Source organism: Curtobacterium sp. Curtsp22 (assembly GCF_059492135.1).
In genome coordinates, this window is sequence record NZ_CP168519.1 from 2,141,311 (window position 1) to 2,159,931 (window position 18,621).

Annotated in this window: 18 protein-coding genes; 10 read left to right on the forward strand and 8 right to left on the reverse strand. The window is 72.5% G+C overall.

Annotated features, from left to right (window positions below; translation table 11 throughout):
* Positions 1–49: 49 nt before the first annotated feature.
* Both ACEN8D_RS10245 and ACEN8D_RS10250 read left to right on the forward strand, forming a co-directional pair.
* The gene (locus ACEN8D_RS10245) at positions 50–895 is read left to right on the forward strand and encodes a helix-turn-helix transcriptional regulator (RefSeq protein WP_413399612.1); all 846 of its coding nucleotides are present in this window, start codon (positions 50–52) and stop codon (positions 893–895) included.
* 41 nt (positions 896–936) lie between these two features.
* The gene (locus ACEN8D_RS10250) at positions 937–1,569 is read left to right on the forward strand and encodes a Pr6Pr family membrane protein (RefSeq protein WP_413399611.1); all 633 of its coding nucleotides are present in this window, start codon (positions 937–939) and stop codon (positions 1,567–1,569) included.
* A 27-nt stretch (positions 1,570–1,596) separates the two neighbouring features.
* On the opposite strand, the gene ACEN8D_RS10255 is transcribed toward ACEN8D_RS10250, so the two are convergent.
* A complete protein-coding gene (locus tag ACEN8D_RS10255; RefSeq protein ID WP_309887158.1) occupies positions 1,597–1,896 on the reverse strand; it encodes a Dabb family protein in 300 nt (99 codons plus the stop codon).
* A gap of 9 nt (positions 1,897–1,905) precedes the next feature.
* On the reverse strand, positions 1,906–2,793 hold the full coding sequence (locus ACEN8D_RS10260) for an SDR family oxidoreductase (protein WP_413399610.1): 888 nt from the start codon (positions 2,791–2,793) through the stop codon (positions 1,906–1,908).
* 186 nt (positions 2,794–2,979) lie between these two features.
* On the opposite strand from ACEN8D_RS10260, the gene ACEN8D_RS10265 reads away from it, so the two are divergent.
* Positions 2,980–3,438 carry a DUF4383 domain-containing protein gene (locus tag ACEN8D_RS10265; RefSeq protein ID WP_071296449.1) on the forward strand — a complete coding sequence of 153 codons (459 nt, stop codon included), beginning with the start codon at positions 2,980–2,982 and terminating at the stop codon, positions 3,436–3,438.
* Between the two features lie 109 nt (positions 3,439–3,547).
* Here ACEN8D_RS10265 and ACEN8D_RS10270 read toward each other — a convergent pair whose 3' ends face one another.
* The 5 genes from ACEN8D_RS10270 to ACEN8D_RS10290 form a co-directional block, all read right to left on the reverse strand.
* A complete protein-coding gene (locus ACEN8D_RS10270; protein ID WP_495601000.1) occupies positions 3,548–4,474 on the reverse strand; it encodes an ROK family protein in 927 nt (308 codons plus the stop codon).
* The gene (locus ACEN8D_RS10275) at positions 4,471–6,222 is read right to left on the reverse strand and encodes a dipeptide ABC transporter ATP-binding protein (protein WP_413399441.1); all 1,752 of its coding nucleotides are present in this window, start codon (positions 6,220–6,222) and stop codon (positions 4,471–4,473) included. The genes ACEN8D_RS10270 and ACEN8D_RS10275 overlap by 4 nt, the downstream gene beginning before the upstream one ends.
* Entirely contained in the window at positions 6,222–7,121 is a 900-nt protein-coding gene (locus ACEN8D_RS10280; protein WP_071296452.1) for an ABC transporter permease, read from the reverse strand. Before ACEN8D_RS10280 ends, ACEN8D_RS10275 begins: the two co-directional genes overlap by 1 nt.
* The gene (locus ACEN8D_RS10285) at positions 7,118–8,077 is read right to left on the reverse strand and encodes an ABC transporter permease (protein WP_071296453.1); all 960 of its coding nucleotides are present in this window, start codon (positions 8,075–8,077) and stop codon (positions 7,118–7,120) included. The genes ACEN8D_RS10280 and ACEN8D_RS10285 overlap by 4 nt, the downstream gene beginning before the upstream one ends.
* A 90-nt stretch (positions 8,078–8,167) precedes the next feature.
* Entirely contained in the window at positions 8,168–9,964 is a 1,797-nt protein-coding gene (locus ACEN8D_RS10290) for a peptide ABC transporter substrate-binding protein (RefSeq protein WP_413400066.1), read from the reverse strand.
* A 215-nt stretch (positions 9,965–10,179) separates the two neighbouring features.
* Between ACEN8D_RS10290 and ACEN8D_RS10295 the strand changes: the two genes are divergently transcribed.
* The 4 genes from ACEN8D_RS10295 to ACEN8D_RS10310 are packed head-to-tail and all read left to right on the forward strand — an operon-like array spanning position 10,180 to position 14,958.
* Positions 10,180–11,364 (forward strand): ROK family protein, encoded by a 1,185-nt coding sequence (locus ACEN8D_RS10295; protein WP_083295119.1) that lies wholly within the window; start codon positions 10,180–10,182, stop codon positions 11,362–11,364.
* Entirely contained in the window at positions 11,357–12,901 is a 1,545-nt protein-coding gene (locus tag ACEN8D_RS10300) for a M81 family metallopeptidase (protein WP_413399923.1), read from the forward strand. Before ACEN8D_RS10295 ends, ACEN8D_RS10300 begins: the two co-directional genes overlap by 8 nt.
* A complete protein-coding gene (locus ACEN8D_RS10305) occupies positions 12,898–13,641 on the forward strand; it encodes a copper homeostasis protein CutC (RefSeq protein WP_413461520.1) in 744 nt (247 codons plus the stop codon). Before ACEN8D_RS10300 ends, ACEN8D_RS10305 begins: the two co-directional genes overlap by 4 nt.
* Before the next feature lie 51 nt (positions 13,642–13,692).
* On the forward strand, positions 13,693–14,958 hold the full coding sequence (locus ACEN8D_RS10310; RefSeq protein ID WP_413399839.1) for an MFS transporter: 1,266 nt from the start codon (positions 13,693–13,695) through the stop codon (positions 14,956–14,958).
* A gap of 27 nt (positions 14,959–14,985) precedes the next feature.
* Here ACEN8D_RS10310 and aztA read toward each other — a convergent pair whose 3' ends face one another.
* Entirely contained in the window at positions 14,986–15,612 is a 627-nt protein-coding gene (gene aztA, locus ACEN8D_RS10315; protein WP_413399838.1) for a zinc ABC transporter ATP-binding protein AztA, read from the reverse strand.
* Positions 15,613–15,662: 50 nt separating this feature from the next.
* On the opposite strand from aztA, the gene aztB reads away from it, so the two are divergent.
* Genes aztB through ACEN8D_RS10330 form a run of 3 tightly spaced genes read left to right on the forward strand, consistent with a single transcriptional unit; the run spans position 15,663 to position 18,621 of the window.
* Positions 15,663–16,541: a zinc ABC transporter permease AztB gene (gene aztB / locus ACEN8D_RS10320; RefSeq protein ID WP_413399837.1), complete on the forward strand. Its 879-nt coding sequence runs from the start codon at positions 15,663–15,665 to the stop codon at positions 16,539–16,541.
* A complete protein-coding gene (locus ACEN8D_RS10325) occupies positions 16,538–17,710 on the forward strand; it encodes a YncE family protein (RefSeq protein ID WP_495601001.1) in 1,173 nt (390 codons plus the stop codon). Before aztB ends, ACEN8D_RS10325 begins: the two co-directional genes overlap by 4 nt.
* Positions 17,707–18,621: a metal ABC transporter solute-binding protein, Zn/Mn family gene (locus tag ACEN8D_RS10330; RefSeq protein WP_413400025.1), complete on the forward strand. Its 915-nt coding sequence runs from the start codon at positions 17,707–17,709 to the stop codon at positions 18,619–18,621. The genes ACEN8D_RS10325 and ACEN8D_RS10330 overlap by 4 nt, the downstream gene beginning before the upstream one ends.

Genomic DNA, 18,621 nt, shown 5'->3' on the forward strand with positions numbered 1-18,621 from the left:
GGACTGCTGGACCCAGGACAGCGGGCGCGACGGGTCGCAGACTGGAGCCGTGGAACACACCGAGTTCGGCCGTACCCTCCGTCGGCTGCGCGACCACGTCGCGCCGGACACGGTCGGCGTCGTCGCGGGGAACCGCCGGCGCGCGGCCGGCCTCCGTCGCGAGGAGCTCGCCGCCCTCGCCGGGATCTCGGCCGACTACCTCACCCGGCTCGAACAGGGACGGGCGACCTCGCCGTCCGCCCAGGTGGTCGAGGCGCTGGCCCGCTCGCTCCGGGTCGCGGACGCGGAGCGCGAGCTGCTGTTCCGGCTCGCCGGGCACGCCGCCCCGGGCGCCGACGTCGTGCCCTCGCGGATCCCGCCGAGCGTGCAGCGGCTGCTCGACCGGCTGTCGGACACCCCGGTCGCGGTGCTCGACGCCGCCGGCACCATCCTCACCGCGAACGGGCCGTACGACGCGCTGATGGGGCCGGTCGGTGCGCTCCGTGGGCACGAGCGGAACACCGCGTGGCGCCACCTCGTCGGTCCGGGCAGCCGGGCGGTGCACTCGGACGCCGAGCAGCGGGCGTTCGAGGCCTCGGTCGTCGCCGAGCTCCGGCTCACGGTCGCCCGGTACCCGCTCGACCGCGGGCTGCGGCAGCTCGTGCGGGACCTCCGTGCCGCGAGCGAGCGGTTCGTCGAGCTGTGGGACGCCGGCGACACCGCACCGCCGCAGAGCTCCGGCCGGCGCAAGGTCGTGGAGCACCCGGCGGTGGGCCGGATCGCCCTCGACTGCGACACCCTGCGGATCGCGACCGATGACCTGACGGTGCTCGCGTACACCGCGGAGCCGGGCAGTGCCGATGCCGAGCGGCTGGCGCTGGCGGTCGTGCTCGGGACGCAGTCGCTCGTCGGGTGACCGATCCGTCCGGGAGTACCGGCGATCGGTAGGGTGGCGCCATGAAGACGACCGTCCTGGTTGCCGTCCGCCTCGCGCTCGCGGCCGCGTCCGTCGCCGGGGTCGTCACCCAGGTCGTGCTGAGCGTGCGGGTGGACTTCAGCCTCGTGAGCGTCTTCAGCTACTTCACGATCCTCGGCAACCTCTACGCCAGCACCGTGTTCGTGATCGGCGCCGTCCGGCTCCTGCGGGATGTCCCGTCGTCGCGCGGGTGGGAGGTCGCGCGCGGCGCCGCGGTCGTCTACCTGGCGTTCGTCGGCATCGTCTTCAACACGCTGTTGGCCGGTGCCGACCTCGGCGAGCTCCTGCCGTGGGTGAACGTCGTGCACCACATGGTGATCCCGGCGGCCGTCGTGGTCGACTGGTTCGTGGACCGTCCGCGCCACCGGCAGCCGTTCACCATGGTCTGGGCGGCCGCGATCGTGCCCGCCGTCTACACCGCGTACACGCTCATCCGCGGCGCGCTCGTCGGGTTCTACCCCTACCCGTTCTTCAACCCGGCCCGCGTGGGCGGGTACGGCGGGGTCGCGCTGTACTGCGCGGCGCTGCTCGTCGGCTTCCTCGTGATCGCCGTGCTCGTGCGCGCATCGGGCAACGCCATGGCCCGGCGGACGGCGGTCGTCGGGTCGCGCTGATCGGCACGCCCGACGACCACCCCGACGTCAGTCCTCGACGTCGAAGACCACGACGCGTTCGCTCGCGCCCTGGATGTACGCGGCGACGGGCTGATGCTCCTCGTGCGGTAGGTACCCGGCGAGCGCCGCGCGGTCCCGGAACCGGACGACGAGCATCCAGTCGAAACCGCCCTCGAGCCCCTCGGTGCTGATGCTCTCGCCTGACCGCACGGACTCGACCCCGTCGATCCGCGGCAGGTGCTCGCGCACGATGGCATCGGCCTGCACCGACCGGTCGGCCGCCTCGCCGTCCCAGGCGACGAGGACCACGTGTGTCGTCCCGCTCATCGTGTCCTCCTAGAAGGCCGGGGTGCCGCCGGCGATGGTGATCGTCGACCCGGACTGGTAGCTGGATTCGGGGCTGACGAGGTGCACGTACGCGGCAGCGAGTTCGGCGGGCTGACCGGGGCGGCCGAACGGCGACTGCTCGCCGAAGTGCGCCACGGTCTCGGCGTCGTCGGACCCGGGCTGGAGGGGCGTCCACACCGGTCCCGGAGCGACCGAGTTCACGCGGATGCCCTTCGGTGCGAGCTGCTGGGCGACGGCCTCGGTGAAGAGCTTGATCGCGCCCTTGGACACCGCGTAGTCGATCTTGTCCGGCGACGGCGTGCTCGCCTGGATCGACCCGGTGGTGACGATCGTGGATCCCGGCTCGAGGTGCGGAACGGCGGCCTTGGTGAGCCAGAAGAGCGAGTAGATGTTCGTCTTGAAGGTCGAGTCGAAGTGCTCGGTCGTGAGCGTGAGGATGTCGTCGTTGCTGTCCATCCGCCCGGCGACCATGACGAGGGTGTCGAGGCCACCGAACTCGTCGACGGCCTTCTGGACGAGCTCGGTGCAGTACTGCTCGTCGGAGATGTCGCCGGGGAAGAGCACCGCACGACGCCCTTCGCCCTCGAGCAGGTCGCGCACCTGTTCGGCGTCCTCCTGCTCGTCGGGCAGGTAGGAGAGGACGAGGTCGGCGCCCTCGCGGGAGAGTGCGATGGCGGCGGCGCGGCCGATGCCCGAGTCGGCACCGGTGACGATGCCCCGGAAGCCCTTCAGGCGACCGAGCCCGACGTAGCTCTCCTCGCCGTGGTCGGGCTTCGGGTCCATCTTCCACGCGGCCCCGGGGAGCGACTGCTCCTGCTCCGGGTACGGCGGGGCGGGGTAGAGGGTCTTCGGATCGCGCTTGTCGTACTGGCTCATGCGCTCCACGATGCCCGGCGTCCCCTCCGCGACGGCTCAGGCCCCAGGCACGGCCAGCGCGCGGATGTGTCGGTCGCGAAGTACCTGCAAACCGACCGGGCACGTGCTCCGAATGCACTGTGGGCGTCATGAGCGCCCGGACCGGCGCACCGGCGTTCCGGCCCTCGTTGAGAGAGAGGTCGCATCATGACCAGCAACGCAGCAACGAACCGCACCGCCAACGGCTCCACCTGGACGCAGAAGGGCGCCCTGGTCTTCGGGATCGTCTTCCTCATCGTCGGCATCGCCGGGTTCATCCCCGGACTCACGATGGACATGGGCACGATGTCGGTGGCCGGCCACGGCTCGATGGCACTCCTGCTCGGCACGTTCCAGGTGTCCGTGCTCCACAACATCGTCCACCTGCTGTTCGGCGTCGTCGGGCTCCTCGCGGCCCGCAGCGCTCGCGGCGCCCGGCTCTACCTGCTCGTCGGCGGGATCGTCTACGCGGTCCTGTTCGTCTACGGACTGTTCACCGCCGGCATGGCCGACCCGGCGAACTTCGTGCCGCTCAACAGCGCCGACAACGTGCTGCACCTGGTGCTCGCCGTCGCGATGATCGTGCTCGGCCTGCTGCTCCCCCGCGTCGGCGCCCGTCGGGTCTGACCCGACCGTCGGCGGTCCTCCCGGCGACAGCACCCACGACCGGAGCCGGTCTGGGCCACGCGATCAGGTGGTCCAGGCCGGCTCCTCGTCGTTCCGGGAAGCGGTCGCCTCAGCGCGCGGGCGCGCTCCCGAGCACCAGGTCCCGTACCTGCGCAGCGGCACCGAGCGCCACGGCGTCGGACCCCAGCGACGACAGGGCCAACCGGATCGGCGCCCCGCTCACCGGGGGCTCCAGGGCGATGGCAGCGCTGATGGCCGGCTCGAGCAGGTCCCACGACCGCGCGATCCCGCCGCCGATGACGATGGTCGTCACGTCGAGGATCCCCGCCGTCAGCAGGGCAGCACGCGCCAGCCCCCAGCCGGCGGTCTCGAACACCGCGGCGGCGGCGGGGTCCCCGGCGCGTGCGGCGTCGGCGACCTCGCGGACGGTGACCCGGCGCCCGGTCCGTTCGGCGTAGCGGTCGGCGATGCCGCGCGCCCCGGCGATGGTCTCGAGGTGGCCGACCTGCCCGCAGGTGCACACCGCGTCGCCGAAGCCCGGGACGTGGCCGATCTCGCCCGCCGCGCCTCGGGGCCCGGCGAACAGCGAGCCGCCGAGCACGAGCGCGCCGCCGACCCCGGTCCCGAGCGTCATGCCGAGCACGTCCGGCTCCCCCGCCACGGCACCGGCGGCGACCTCGCCGAGCAGGAACGCGTTCACGTCGTTGTCGAGCGTCGCGGGGACGCCGAGGGCCGACGTGACCGCGTCCGTCACGCCGTAACCAGCCCAGCCGGTGAACGAGTTGCCCGTCACGAGCACCGTCCCCGTGCTCGCGTCGACGACGCCGGCAGCGCCCACCCCGACACCGGTCACGGAGGCGCGGTGCCGGTCGAGCAGGTCCGTCACGGCACCGAGGGCGGCCGTCACGATCGCGGCGCCACCCGCGTGGGCGGGCGTCGGCAGGTCGATGCGGTCGATCACCTCGAGCGCCGGGGTCGCGAGGATCACCTTCGTGTTCGTCCCGCCGACGTCGACGCCGGCGACGACCTCGCTCACGCGGTCACCGCCCCGAGGGTGGCGAGTCGCTCGACCCGGCGTTGCCGCTGCACCACCGGGTCGGGGACGGGCACGGCGGCGAGCAGCCGTCGGGTGTAGTCGGTGGTCGGGTGCATGAGGGTGGCACCCGTCGTGCCCTGCTCCTCGACGACGCCCTGGCGCATCACGACGACCCGCTCGGCGAACTGCTGCACGACGGCGAGGTCGTGCGAGACGAACAGGCACGCGAACCCGAGGTCGTCCTGCAGCTCGCGGAGGACCTCGAGCACCGTCTCCTGCACGCTGACGTCGAGCGCACTGGTCGGTTCGTCGGCGACGAGCAACCGCGGCGAGAGCACGAGCGCCCGGGCGAGGGACACGCGCTGCCGCTGCCCGCCCGAGAGCTCCCGGGGTGCACGCGACGCCAGGGTCCGGGGCAGCCGGACGGCGTCGAGGACCTCGTCGATGCGCTTCCGACGGTCGGCGGAGGACATCCCGCGACGGTGCACGGCGAGCGGTTCGGCGATGCACTCGGCGACGGACATCCGGGCGTCGAGCGACGCCACCGGGTCCTGCAGCACGACGCCGATGCCCGACCGGAGCGCTCGGCGGTCGCGACCACGCGCCGTGCGCAGGTCGGAGCCGAACAGGTGCACGCTGCCCGACGTCGGCTTGACGAGGCCGAGCGCGACCCGGGCCGCGGTGGACTTGCCGGAACCGGACTCCCCGACCAGGCCGACGGTCTCGCCGGCGTGCACGGCGATGTCGATGCCCTGGAGCGCGTGGACGGCGCGCGCCCCGCGCCCGAACGTCACCGAGACGTCCCGCAGGTCGACCACCGGAGCCGCGCCGCGCCTCCCGTCCGAACCGTCCGCGACGGACGCACCGGACGCGACGGCGACGCCGGATGCACCGGAGGCACCCGACGCGACGGCCACGCCGGACGTGACGGCCACGCCGGACGTGACGGCCGCACCGGCCTCGGCCACGGCCAGCCGCGGCACCGCCGCGAGCAACCGCTTCGTGTACTCGTGCTGCGGCCGGAGCAGGACGTCCTCGACGGAGCCCGTCTCGACGATCGACCCCTGCAACATGACCGCGACCCGGTCCGCGAAGTCCGCGACGACGCCCATGTTGTGGGTGACGAGCAGGACTCCCGTGCCGGTGTCCGCCGCCAGGCGACGCAGCAGTTCGAGGATCTCCGCCTGCACGGTGACGTCGAGGGCCGTCGTCGGCTCGTCGGCGATGAGGAGCTTCGGCGAGTTCGCGATCGCCATCGCGATGACCACGCGCTGCCGCTGTCCGCCGGAGAGCTGGAACGGGAACGCCCTGGCGCGCTGCGCGGGCGAGGGGATGCCGACGCGGTCGAGCAGGTCGACGGCCCGTGCCGCGGCGTCCGCTGCCGAGACGTCGCCGTGGTTCCGGATGACCTCGGCGATCTGCGCCCCGACGCGGGTGAGCGGGTCGAGGGCGGTCGCGGGCTCCTGGAAGACCATCGAGACGGTGCTGCCGCGGAGCGACCGCAGGGCGGGCTCGGCGGCGCCGACGATCTCGTGGCCGTCGACGACCGCGCTGCCGGTGGCGGCGGCGTTGCCGGACAGCAGCCCCATCGCGGCGAGGGCGACGGTGGACTTGCCGGAACCGGACTCCCCGACGAGCGCGAGCGTCTCACCGGGTTCGACGTGCAGGGAGACCCCGCGGACGGCGTCGACCGTGCCGGACTCCGTGCTGAAGGAGACCCCGAGGTCGGTGGTGGTCAGGATGGACATCAACGGCCCCTCACGTCGAAGGCGTCCCGGAGCCCGTCGCCCACGGCGTTGAACGCGCAGACGACCAGGATCACGGCGAGACCCGGTGGCACGATGAGCCACCACCGCCCCGAGTAGGCGGCGGTGAGTCCTGCCGAGAGCATGCCACCCCAGTCCGTCGCGGGTGCCTGCACGCCCAGCCCGAGGTAGGAGACGTAGGCGACGAGGAGGATCGCGTCGGCGACCTGGAACGTGGCGGCGACGACGATCGTGGACACCGAGTTCGGCAGCAGGTGGCGGCCGATCGCGCGGGCGTGCGACCCGCCGATCGCGCGGAGGGTCAGCACGTAGTCGCGGTTCTTCAGCGTCAGCGTCTCGGCGCGGATGAGCCGGGAGGGCACGAGCCAGGACACGAAGCCGAGGATCACGATGAGTCCCCACACACCGGGCGTCGTGATCGCCGAGATGACGAGCAGGATGAAGAGCGCCGGGATCGCGATGCCGGCGTCGACCACGCGCATCATCACCGCGTCGACCCAGCCGCCGACGTACCCGGCGATCGAGCCCCAGAGGGTGCCGACGACGGTGGCGAGGACGCCGGCGGCGATGCCCACCATGAGCGACACCTTGCCGCCGAACATCAGTCGGCCGAGCACGTCGTGCCCGACGGCGTCGGTGCCGAGCAGGTGCGCGGCGCCGGGGGCGAGGTTCGCCTGGGAGAGCTGGGTGTGCGTCTGGTCGGTCGGGTACAGGAACGGGCCGACGAAGCAGAACAGCACGATGACGACGATGACGACGAGGCCGATCACCGCGAGGGTGTTGTGGCGGAAGCGGCGGACGGCGAGGCGCCAGCCGGTGGCGGCGACGGGCTGCACGAGCGACGCCGCTCCGGGGGCTTCGGGTGCCAGCTGTGCGGTCATGCGCGACCTGCCTTCACTCGGGGGTCGATCAAGGACTGCGCGACGTCGGCGAGCAGCGTGCCCACCACGGTCGCGATCGAGATGACGAGGACGCAACCGAGCAGCGTCGGGTAGTCCGAGGTCTGCGCGGCGTTCCAGAAGAGGAGCCCCATGCCGGGGTAGTTGAACAGCTGCTCCGTGACGAGCGCCCCGCCGAACAGCACCGGCAGGTAGTACCCGAGCATCGCCACCACCGGGGTGAGCGAGTTCCGGAACACGTGTCGGCGCAGGATCGCCGCGGTCGAGGCACCGCCGGCGCGGGCGGTGCGGACGTAGTCCTCCTGCAGGTTCTCGAGCGTCGAGGCCCGCATGTACCGGCTGAAGACGGCGATCATGGCGAGGGCACCGGTGACGACGGGGAGCACGAGCCCGGCCGGGTCCTGGAAGACCTCGGCGAGGGTGTTCCCGCTCGGTGCCTGGGACGGCAGCCAGGGCAGCTGCTGGCTGAAGACGATGATCAGGACGAGCCCGAGGAAGAACGCGGGCGTCGAGTAGAAGACGAACGCCAGCGCGGTGGCCGCGTAGTCGACCGCGCCGTTGCGCCGGACCGCCTGCCACATGCCGACCGGGATCGCGAGCACGATGCCGAGCACCGCGGACATCCCGGTGAGGACGAGGGTCTTCGGCAGCCGCTCCGTGATGAGCTGCGAGACCGGCTCGTTGAGTGTGTACGACGTGCCGAGGTCGCCGGTGAGGAGGCGGCCGAGGAACCGGAGGTACTGCACGGGCAGTGGCTGGTCGAGCCCCTGCGCCGTGTTGAACGCGGCGATCTGCGCGGGCGTCGCGGAGACGCCGAGCACGCCGCGGGCGGGCCCGCCCGGCAGGGCGTGCAGCAGGCAGAACACGACGATCGTGACGATGAGGATCACCGCGAGCGCCTGCAGGACGCGCCTGGTGAGGTAGAGAGCTGTGGTCATGCGGCTTCCGTCGTCTGGATTGGTGCGGTGGGCCCCGGGAGGCGCGGTGCGGGTCGGACCCGCGCCGCGCCTCCAGGGGGTGTCAGGTGGTTACTTCGACCACTTCCACTGGGCCGGGTGGAAGTTGGCGAGCGAGTCCTGGTCGAACCCGGTCAGCCCCTGCTTGACGACCGAGATCTGGTAGTCCGGGCTCGGCAGCCAGATCACCGGCAGGTCCTTCGCGACCGCGGCGCTGTAGTCCTGCACGGCGGTGGCGTCGGGCGACGTGGTCGTCGCGTCGATGAGCTTGTCCACGTCGGCGTTGGAGTACGAGCCGAAGTTCGCCGAACCGCCGGTCTGGAAGAGCGACTCACCGGTCGGGTAGGCCGGGAAGTACCAGCTGCCCGCGGTGCCGAAGAAGGAGAGGTCCCAGTCGCAGCTGGCCTCGTCGCTCGTGCAGGTCGGGGTCTGCGACAGGACGCTCGACACCGGCGCGGTCTTGATCGTGAAGCCGATGCCGGTCTTCGCGAGCGAGGACTGGATCGCGCTCATCATGTTGTCGGTGACGGTCGAGCCGGACTGCGAGAGGACGTTCATGGTGAACTTCGTGCCCTGCTCCACGCCCTCGCCGCACTGGCTCTCGGACGTACCGGGGTCGGTGCAGACCATCGTGCCGCCCTGCTCCGCCCACCCGTGGGACTCGAGCAGCGCCTTGGCCTTCTTCGTGCTGAACGGGTACGGGTTGTCCTTCTGCGTGCTCGACACGTAGTCGGACTCCTGCGCCTGCGGGATCGGTCCGTAGGTCGAGGTGGCGGTGCCGTTGAAGACGACCTTGGACAGCGAGGTCTGGTCGATCGACATCTGCACGGCCTGGCGGGCGTACAGCTGCTTGAAGACGGCGCCCATGTCCGGGTTGTTGAAGTTGTACGGCATGTACGTGATCGCCCAGCCGGTCCAGGGCTGCACGTCGTAGCCCTTCGACGTGAAGGACGACTTCTGGTCCATGTCGGTGGCGTTGATGTAGCCGTAGTCGACCTCGCCCGAGCGGACCGCGTTCACCTCGGCGTCCGTCGTGGTGAACGGCAGCAGGTTGACCGTCGTGATCGAGGGCTTCTCGCCGCCGTCGTACTTCGTGTTCGCCGTCAGGGTGACCTTGCCGGCGGTGGTGAACGTCTTCACGCCGTAGGGCCCGGAGATGGTCTTCCACAGGTCGTCGCTGGCGTAGTCGGAGATCTTGCCGGCGGCGGTGTTGAGGTACTTCCACACCTGCTTCGCACCGGACGTGGTCTCGTCCGCGTCGGAGACCTTCGCGCTCGCACTCGTCTTGTCCCAGGCGTGCTGCGGCAGCGGGATGATGTGGCTCAGCTGGTTGGCGAGCATCCAGTCCGGGTTGTACGCCTTGTCGAACGTGATCGTGAAGTGCGTGTCGTCGTCGGCTGTGAAGGAGGTCCAGTTGTCCGGCGCCTTGCCCTTCGAGTAGGAGCCCCACTCGTCCTTGTTCGCCTTGATCAGGTTGAACCAGAACTCGACGTCCCGGCTCGTGATCGGCTTGCCGTCGGACCAGTGCCGGTCGCCGAGGGTGACCGTGACGCTCTTCGAGTCGCTCGCGAACGTCGCGTCCGTCGCGACCGAACCGGCCTTGTTCCACGCGATCTTGCCGGTCGAGCCGTCGTAGGCGACGAGCGGCTCGTACAGCGACTGCGCGATCGAGCCGTTGTTCGTGTTGAGGTGCGCTGCGGTACCGATCGGGAGGATCCAGTTCGGCGTGAAGTTGGCCGGCAGTGCGTAGTTGATCGTGTCGGAGCTGCTGCTGGACGAGGCGTTGCCGCCCCCGGAGCAGCCGGCGAGCAACGCGCTCACGGCGATCGCGGCTCCGGTGAGGAGCGCCCAGCGACGGGGCTTGGTCATGTGTGTCTCCTGGTGCGTGGGAGGTTCGGGGTGTGGAGCACGCGTGCCGAGCGGCACGGGGACAGTCAATGTCCAAAGCCGTTGGAAAAACAAACATCTCCGTGTAAATAGTTCGTTTCTGCCGTTCGGGCGAAAGGGTGGACCGGTCGATCTGCCGGTTAGGCTCGCGGCAGTCGGTGGTCACCCGCCGTGTTCCGCCCGGATTGGAGAAAGTCGTGCCGGACCTCAGCGCCCGCGTCCTGGAGCTCGTCGCGTCCGGGCAGGCCTCCAGTCGGACGGAGATCGCCGCGCTGCTCGGCGCCGCCCCCTCGACCGTGTCCCACGTGGTCGCGCAGCTCCTGTCGCACGGGCTGCTCGCCGAGGAGGGCACCGACGTCTCGACCGGCGGCCGCCCCCGCAAGGTGCTCCGCATCGGCGGCGTCGACGAGTACGCGGTCGCCGCGGACGTCGGCGGCGGGCACGCGCGCATCGGCATCGTCCTGCCAGGAGGCGCGCTCGAGTCGGTCGCGAACGTCCCGTTCGCGCTCTCCGACGGCCCGACCGCGGGACTCCAGCGGCTGGCCGCCCTGCTCGAGCGGCTCGCCGACGAGCGCGGTCGCGACGGGCTGCGGGGCGTCGGCCTCAGCCTCCCGGGCCCGGTCGACGTCGAGGCCGGCGTGGTCGACCTGCCGAGCCGGATGCCGGGGTGGAACGGGTTCCCGGTGGCGTCGTGGCTGACCGAGCGGTTCGGGTTGCCGGCGGTCGTCGACAACGACGCGAACTGCATGGCGGCGGGCGAGCAGACCGTGCAGGACCCGGGCCGGCGGCAGACCATCACGATCAAGGCCGGTTCGGCGATCGGGGCCGGGATCGTCATCGACGGTCGGCTGTACCGCGGGGCGACGGGCTCGGCCGGGGACATCACGCATGTCCGGATCGACGCCGCCGGGGACACCCCGTGCTCGTGCGGGAACACCGGGTGCCTCGAGACCGTCGCGTCCGGAGCCGCCCTGGTGCGGATCCTGTCGGACGCCGGGGTCGACGTCTCCTCGACCGCCGACGTCGTCCGCTTGGCCTCGGACGCCCACCCCGAGGCGACCCGGGCCGTGCGGCTCGCTGGCCGGTACCTCGGCGAGGTGCTCGCCGCGAACGTCAACTTCTTCAACCCGGACGCCGTGTACCTCGGCGGCATCCTCTCCACCCTCGACCCGTTCATCGCCGCCGTGCGGAGCCAGCTGTACGAGAGCTGCCACCCGCTCATGACGCAGCACCTCGTCATCGAGCCGGTCTCGCTCGGCGCGGACGCAGGGCTCGTCGGGGCGGGTCAGTTCGCCCTGCAGCGCGGGCTCGCCGCGTCGCTCGAGGAACTGTCCGCGCCCATCCCCCAGTCCACCACCAGGAACAGGAACGTCCGTGTCTGAGCCCGTGTCCACCGCACCCGCCACCCACCGCCCGGTCATCGCGATCGCCGGTCTCGCCATCGAGACCTCGACGTTCACCCCGACGCGCACCCACGCACCGGCGTTCCACCCGGACCGCGGGGACGAGGTCGTGGCCCGCTACGACTTCCTCGGGCCGCTGTCGGCGCACGCCGACTTCCGCGGGGCGCTCATCGGGCACGCGTTGCCGGGCGGGATCGTGGACCGTGACTCGTACGAGTCGCTCGCGGCGGAGATCGTCTCGCGGCTGGCGGCGATCGTCGAGGCCGAGCACGTCGACGGGCTCTGGTACGACATCCACGGCGCGATGGTGGTCGAGGGCCTGGACGACGCCGAGTCCGACCTGCTCGGCCGCATCCGCACGGTGATCGGTCCCGACGTCATCGTGTCGGCGTCGATGGACCTGCACGGCAACGTCACGGCGGAGCTCGCGCACCAGGTGGACCTCGTCACCTGCTACCGGATGGCCCCGCACGAGGACGCCCTCGAGACGAAGGAGCGCGCCGTCCGGAACCTGGTCGACGTGCTGACCACCCGACCGGTCGGGCAGCAACGCCCGCTGAAGGCCTGGGTGCCGATCCCCGTGCTCCTGCCCGGCGAGCAGACCTCGACGCGCCTCGAGCCCGCGGCGTCGCTGTACGCGCAGGTGCCGCTCGTCGAGCAGACCGAGGGCGTGCTCGACGCGGCGATCTGGGTCGGCTACGCCTGGGCGGACCAGCCCCGCGACCGCGCGGTCACCGTGGTCACGGGCTGGGACGCCGACGCCGTCGCCGCGGGTGCCGAACGACTCGCGCGGGCCTTCTGGGACGTGCGTGAGGACTTCGTGTTCGTCGCACCGACCGGCACGTTCGACGAGTGCCTCGCCGTTGCGCTCGCACCGGGCGCCGCGAAGCCGTTCTTCGTGTCCGACTCCGGCGACAACCCGACCGCCGGCGGCTCGGGCGACATGACGTGGGGGCTCACGCAGGTGCTGGCGAACCCGGCATTCGCGGAGCCCGACGGCCCGACGGTGATCTACGCGAGCGTTCCCGGCCCCGCGGCCGTCGCGGCGGCGGTGGAGGCCGGCGTCGGTGCGACGGTCACCGTGACGGCGGGGGCGTCGGTCGACGCGGTCCACGCCGGGCCGATCACGATGACCGGCCGCGTGCACGCGATCAAGCACGGCGACCGTGACGCCGAGACCGAGGTGGTGGTGCAGGTCGGCAGTGTGTTCGCGATCCTGACGAAGCTCCGCAAGCCCTACCACCACGAGCACGACTTCACCGACCTCGACCTCGCCCCGCGGGACGCCGACGTGGTGATCGTGAAGATCGGGTACCTCGAGCCGGAGCTCTTCGACATGGCTGCCGACTGGATGCTCGCGCTGACGCCCGGCGGGGTCGACCAGGACCTCGAGCGGCTCGGACACCACAGGATCGTCCGGCCGATGTTCCCCTACGATCGAGTGTTCCCGTCGGCGCCGGACCTCGGCGCCCGGATCATCCCGCCGTCGAACGAACCGCTCGGAGCCATCGCGTGACCACCGCCGCCCCCGTCGCCCTCGAGATCGCCGTCACCGCACCCGCCGGCGCGATCGTCGCACGGGACGGCGGCGCCGACCGTGTCGAGCTCTGCGTCGGGCTCGAGCTCGGTGGTCTCACGCCGTCCCAGGCGCTCGTCGAGACGACCCACGAGACCGGCATCCCCGCGCATGCCCTCGTCCGCTGCCGTCCCGGCGGCTTCGTGCACACCCCCGACGAGGTCGAGCTCATGGTGCGCGAGGTCCGCACGGTCCTGCGCTCCGGGGCGGCGGGCGTCGTGGTCGGTGCCCTGCGTCCGGACGGCACGCTCGACGAGGACGCCCTCCGGCGCTTCGTCGACGCCGCACGCTCGGTCAGCGCGACCGCCGAGGTCACCCTGCACCGGGCGATCGACCACGCGGCCGACCCCGTCGCCGCCGCGGCCACCCTCGCCGACCTCGGGTTCACCCGGGTGCTGACCTCGGGTGCAGCACCCACCGCGGTGGCCGGTGCCGCGACCATCACGCGCATGGTCGACGCCGCCGGGCCCGTGCAGGTCATGGCGGGCGCCGGTGTCACCCCGGCCGACGTCCCCGCCCTGGTCGCGACGGGGGCCGCCGCCGTGCACCTCTCGGCGAAGCGACCCGCCGCCGACAGCGCCCACGCGGGTGTGCCGATGGGCGGCGCCGACGACGGTTCGGCGCACTTCGTCACCGACGCCGAGGTGGTCGGCGCCGCGCGCCGGGCCCTCGACGCCTGACCCGACCCGTCACGCGGGAATGGACCGCGCGGGCGCGTGCTTGACGCCCGCATGACCTCGTCAGCAACGCGCCGTGGGTGGCTCAGCGTCGCATCCGTCGCACTCGGATCGTTCGTCCTCGTCCTGTCCGAGTTCCTCCCGATCGGCCTGCTGCCGGCCATCGCCGCCGACCTCGACGTCGGTGTCGGCACCGCGGGGCTCATGGTCGTCGCGACCGGCCTCGTCGGAGCGGTCGCCGCGCCGGTCGTCACGGTGTGGACGTCCGCGCTCGACCGCCGGGTCGTCCTGGTCGGCCTGACGGTGCTGCTCGTCGTCGCGGACGCCCTCGCAGCGGTGGCGCCCTCGTTCTGGGTGCTGCTCGTGGCCCGGATGCTCCTCGGCGTCGGCATCGGCGGCTTCTGGGCGATCGGCGCCGGGATCGCCGGACGCCTCGTGCGCCCCGAGTCCGTGATCCGCGCCACGTCCCTCATCACCGCGGGCGTCTCGGTCGCGACCGTCGTCAGCCTGCCCCTCGGCGCACTCGTGTCGTCCCTCGCAACGTGGCGGCTGGCGTTCGTGATCGGCGGCGTGCTCGGGCTCGTCGCGCTCGGCCTGCAGCTCGCGATGCTCCCGCGGATCCCCGCCCAGCAGCGCGTCCGGTTCGGCACGCTCGGGTCGCTGCTCGGTGTGCGCAGGGCCCGGGTCGGCCTGATCGGTGCCGCGTTCCTCTTCACCGCGCAGTTCGCCGCCTACACCTACATCGCGCCGTACCTGCAGGACCTCGTCGGGGTCGGCGCGGACACCGTGACGATCGCGCTGCTGGTCTTCGGCATCGCGGGCATCGTCGGGAACTTCGTCGCCGGGTTCACGCTCGGCCGGAGCGTCCTCGGCACGATCGGCTCCGCGAAGTTCGTCCTCGCCGGCGCGGTCGTCCTGCTCCCGCTCCTCGCACACTCGGTCGTCGGGGTGTTCGTCCTGCTGGTCGTGTGGGGCCTCGTGTGGGGAGCACTGCCGCTCGGCATGCAGACCTGGATGTCCACGTCGTCGCCCGCGGGGTCGGAGACCGGGCTCGCACTGTTCGTGACGACGATCCAGCTGGCGATCGCGGCCGGGTCGGTGCTCGGCGGCGCCGCGGTGTCGTCGTTCGGGTTGGCCGTCGACTTCTGGCTCGCCGGCGGGGTCGCGGTCGTCGGGGCGATTGTGCTCGTGACGCTGGGTGCGCGCCGCTCGAGTGCTGCCCCGGCGCAGGTCGCCGCTCCCGCGGTCCCCGATCCGGCAGGTGCCGCCGCTCCGGCGGAGACGACCGCGACCGGTTCCGTCGCCGTCGCCTGCCCCTGACGGTCCCGACGGACGGCGCCGCCAAGGTCAGCCGAGCCGGACGACCCGGTCCGCTCCGGCGATGACCGTCGGGTCGTGCGTGGCGTGCACGACCACGACCCCGGACGCTGCCTCGTCGGCGAGCGCGCGGACCACGAGCCGACCCGACTCGGCGTCCACCCCGGCCGTGGGCTCGTCGACGAGGAGCACCCCCGCCCGCTGCGCGAGTCCGAGCGCGACGAGGGTCCGCTGACGCTGCCCACCGGACAGCTCGTCGAGCGGCCGGTCCGCCAGGGACGCGATCCCCATCCGGTCGAGCTGCTCGTCGACCACGTCGCGGTCGGCACGCACGAGCGGTCGCCACCACGGACGGCCGGACCACCGGCCCATGCGGACCGTGGCACGGACGGTGAGCGGGAGCGCGCTCGGCGGGACCGACTGGGTCACGTAGGCGACGCCGACGGAGGTGCGGCGCGTCACCGCCCCGGTATCCGGCATCACGACCCCGGCGAGCGCGTCGAGCAGCGTCGACTTGCCGGAGCCGTTCGGCCCGGTCAGCGCGGTGACCGCACCGGCGGGGAAGGTCGCATCGACCCCGTCGAGGACGGTCCGGTCGCCGCGTCGGACGACGAGTCCGGCGACGTGGAGGGTGGCGGCGTCGGTCGTCGTGAGCACCTGAGGACACTATCAGTATCGATAGTCATTTTCATGTAGCGTCTCCGACCGTGACCTGGCTGACCGATCCCCTCTCCGTCGACTTCATGGTCCGTGCCCTCGTGGGCGGCGGACTGGCGGCGGTGCTCTGCGCGGTCGTCGGCACGTGGGTCCTCGTCCGCGGCATGGCCTTCCTCGGCGAAGCGCTGTCGCACGGCATGCTCCCCGGCGTCGCGATCGCCTCGCTGACCGGGTTCCCCGTCGCGCTGGGCGCCGCCGCCAGCGCCGCGGTGATGGTGCTCGGGGTCGGCGCACTCCGCCGTCGGGCCCGGCTCTCGTACGACACGTCGATCGGGCTCCTGTTCGTCGGCATGCTCGCTCTCGGGGTGATCATCGTCTCCTCCTCGAGGTCCTTCGCGACCGACGTCACCGCGATCCTGTTCGGTGACGTCCTCGCCGTCACCCGTGCGGACCTCACCGGCCTGACGATCGCCGTCGCGGTGGCGCTCGGGACCGCGGTGTTCTTCCACCGTCCGTTCACGGCAGCGGCGTTCGACGTCCGGAAGGCCGCGACCCTCGGCCTCCGCCCACGGGCCGCCGAGATCGTGCTGGTCGGGCTCGTCACGCTCGCGGTCGTCGCCTCGTACCGGGCGGTGGGCACGCTGCTCGTCGTCGGACTGCTCCTCGCCCCGGCAGCCGCCGCCCGTGCGTGGACCCGGCACGTCGGCTCGACGATGGTGCTCGCCGCCGGGATCGGCATCGCGGCCGTCCTCGTCGGGCTGCTCGTCTCGTGGCACCTCGGCACCGCCGCGGGAGCGAGCATCGCCGCCGTCGCCGTCGCCGGGGTCGGCCTCTCGCGCACGGCCGCGTCGCTCAGCACCCGGGTCCGCGACCGGACCCCCGGGACAGAACAACCGACAGCAGTACCAGCACCTCGAGAGGCAGCATGACCCACTCCACCCGGCGCGCTCCCACGCGCACCCTGCTCACCACGAGCCTCGTCGTCGGACTCACCGTCGCGACGGCGGGCTGCTCGTCGGGCACGGCCCCCGGCGACCCCAGCGCGACCGCCCGGCCACACGGCTTCGTCGAGGGGGCGAGCGAATCCCGGGAACCGCAGCTGCGCCTCCTGGCCGTCTCCGGGACGGGCGAGACCGCGCTGCACGACCTGCTCAGCAGCGAGACGACCGCGCTCGACGACGTCGACGTGCCCACGCACTCCGCCACCGACGGCCGGTTCCTCGTGACGAGCTCCGACAGCCGCACCACGATCGTGGACGGCGGCGCCTGGACGGTCGACCACGGCGACCACACCCACTACTACGCGGCGGAGCCGCGGGTCGTCGGCACGATGGCGGGGGGCGGTCCGGTCGAGGTGCACTCCTCCGAGACGACCACGACGATCACCTGGCCGGAGCGGGACGAGGCGGTCGTCCTCGACCGGGCCGCGCTCGGCCAGGGGACCGTCGAGGAACGGACCCGGATCGACGCACGGGTCCTGCTCCCCGACGGAGACCGCCTCGTCGCCGCGACCGACGACGTCGTCCGGGTGCTCGACGCCGACGGCTCGCCGACCGGCACCGAGGCGGCGTGCACCGACCCGGCCGGAGGCATCGTCACCCGGGCCGGCTCGGTCGTCGGCTGTTCCGACGGCGCGGTGGTCGTGGACGACGACGGCGCGACGGCGGTGCCGTTGCCCGACGGCGCCGAACGGCCGACCGCGTTCGCCGCCCGCGCCGGACGACCGACGGTCGCGGGCCTGGCCGGTGACGCCGGCTTCTGGCTGCTCGACAGCCGCGAACACTCGTGGCGCCTGGTGCCGACCGAGCGCCCGCTCCGCGCCGTCGCCGCGGTCGACGACGCCGACGAGCACGTGGTCGGCGTCGACGACACCGGGCGGGTGGTGGTGCACACGCTCGTCACCGGAGCGATCGTCGCGACCGACCCGCTCGTCGCCGACGGTGCCCCGCCCCTGCTGCAGGTCGACGCGAACCGCGCCTACCTGGCCGACCGCGGGACGGGGACCGTGCACGAGATCGACTTCGCCGACGGCGCGCGGGTCGCCCGGACCATCGACCTCGGCGTGGCCCCGGCCGCGTTCGCGGAGGTCGGACTGTGACGCGGGCACGCACTCGGGCCGTCGTCGTCACGGTCCTCGCCGTGGTGGGTGTCGCGTTCGGCGCGAGCGGGTGCACCGCCGCTCCCGGGCAGGACCGGCCACTCGTCGCCGTCACCACGAACATCCTCGGCGACGTCGTCTCGGAGGTCGTCGGCGACGCGGCCGAGGTGATGGTGCTCATGCCCGCCGGAGCGGACCCGCACTCGTTCGAGGTCTCCGCGCAGGAGGCCGCGCGACTCCGCACCGCCGACCTCGTGGTGGAGAACGGGCTGGGCCTCGAGGAGGGCGTGTCCCGGCACGTCCGGGCCGCGGCCGACGACGGCGTCCCGGTCTTCACGGCCGGCGACGCGGTCGACGCCCTGGAGTGGACGACCGAGGACGACAGCGGCCCGGACCCGCACCTCTGGACCGACCCCGCACGGATGGTCGACGTCGTCGAGGCGCTCGACGACGACCTCCGCGACGTGGGCGTCCGGGCGACGGGCACCGCGGACTACCTCGACGCCCTCCACGCGCTCGACGGGGAGATGGAGCAGGCCTTCGGCGCGCTCAGCCCCGGGCAGCGGGCCCTCGTGACGAACCACCACGTCTTCGGGTACCTCGCCGACCGGTACGGGTTCCGGGTCGTCGGAGCGGTCATCCCGAGCGGGACGACGCTCGCCTCCCCGAGCGCGGCGGATCTGCGGGACCTCGCCGACGCGATCGCGGACGCTGGCGTGCCGACCGTCTTCGCGGATGCCTCGCAGCCGGCCCGGTTGGCCCAGGTCCTCGCGGACGAGGTCGACGTGCACGTCGAGATCCGCCCACTGGCCACTGAGTCGCTCACGGCCGACGGACCCGCGTCCACCTACCTCGGGATGATGCGGTCGAACACCGAGGCGATCGTCGACGGACTGTCGGTTCGTAATTGA

Excerpts from the sequence above, each read along its gene's own strand:
- ACEN8D_RS10250 (WP_413399611.1), top strand. The coding sequence starts at position 937 with ATGAAGACGACCGTCCTGGTTGCCGTCCGCCTCGCGCTCGCGGCCGCG.
- ACEN8D_RS10255 (WP_309887158.1), bottom strand. The coding sequence starts at position 1,896 with ATGAGCGGGACGACACACGTGGTCCTCGTCGCCTGGGACGGCGAGGCG.
- ACEN8D_RS10260 (WP_413399610.1), bottom strand. The coding sequence starts at position 2,793 with ATGAGCCAGTACGACAAGCGCGATCCGAAGACCCTCTACCCCGCCCCG.
- ACEN8D_RS10265 (WP_071296449.1), top strand. The coding sequence starts at position 2,980 with ATGACCAGCAACGCAGCAACGAACCGCACCGCCAACGGCTCCACCTGG.
- ACEN8D_RS10275 (WP_413399441.1), bottom strand. The coding sequence starts at position 6,222 with ATGTCCATCCTGACCACCACCGACCTCGGGGTCTCCTTCAGCACGGAG.
- ACEN8D_RS10280 (WP_071296452.1), bottom strand. The coding sequence starts at position 7,121 with ATGACCGCACAGCTGGCACCCGAAGCCCCCGGAGCGGCGTCGCTCGTG.
- ACEN8D_RS10285 (WP_071296453.1), bottom strand. The coding sequence starts at position 8,077 with ATGACCACAGCTCTCTACCTCACCAGGCGCGTCCTGCAGGCGCTCGCG.
- ACEN8D_RS10290 (WP_413400066.1), bottom strand. The coding sequence starts at position 9,964 with ATGACCAAGCCCCGTCGCTGGGCGCTCCTCACCGGAGCCGCGATCGCC.
- ACEN8D_RS10310 (WP_413399839.1), top strand. The coding sequence starts at position 13,693 with ATGACCTCGTCAGCAACGCGCCGTGGGTGGCTCAGCGTCGCATCCGTC.
- ACEN8D_RS10325 (WP_495601001.1), top strand. The coding sequence starts at position 16,538 with ATGACCCACTCCACCCGGCGCGCTCCCACGCGCACCCTGCTCACCACG.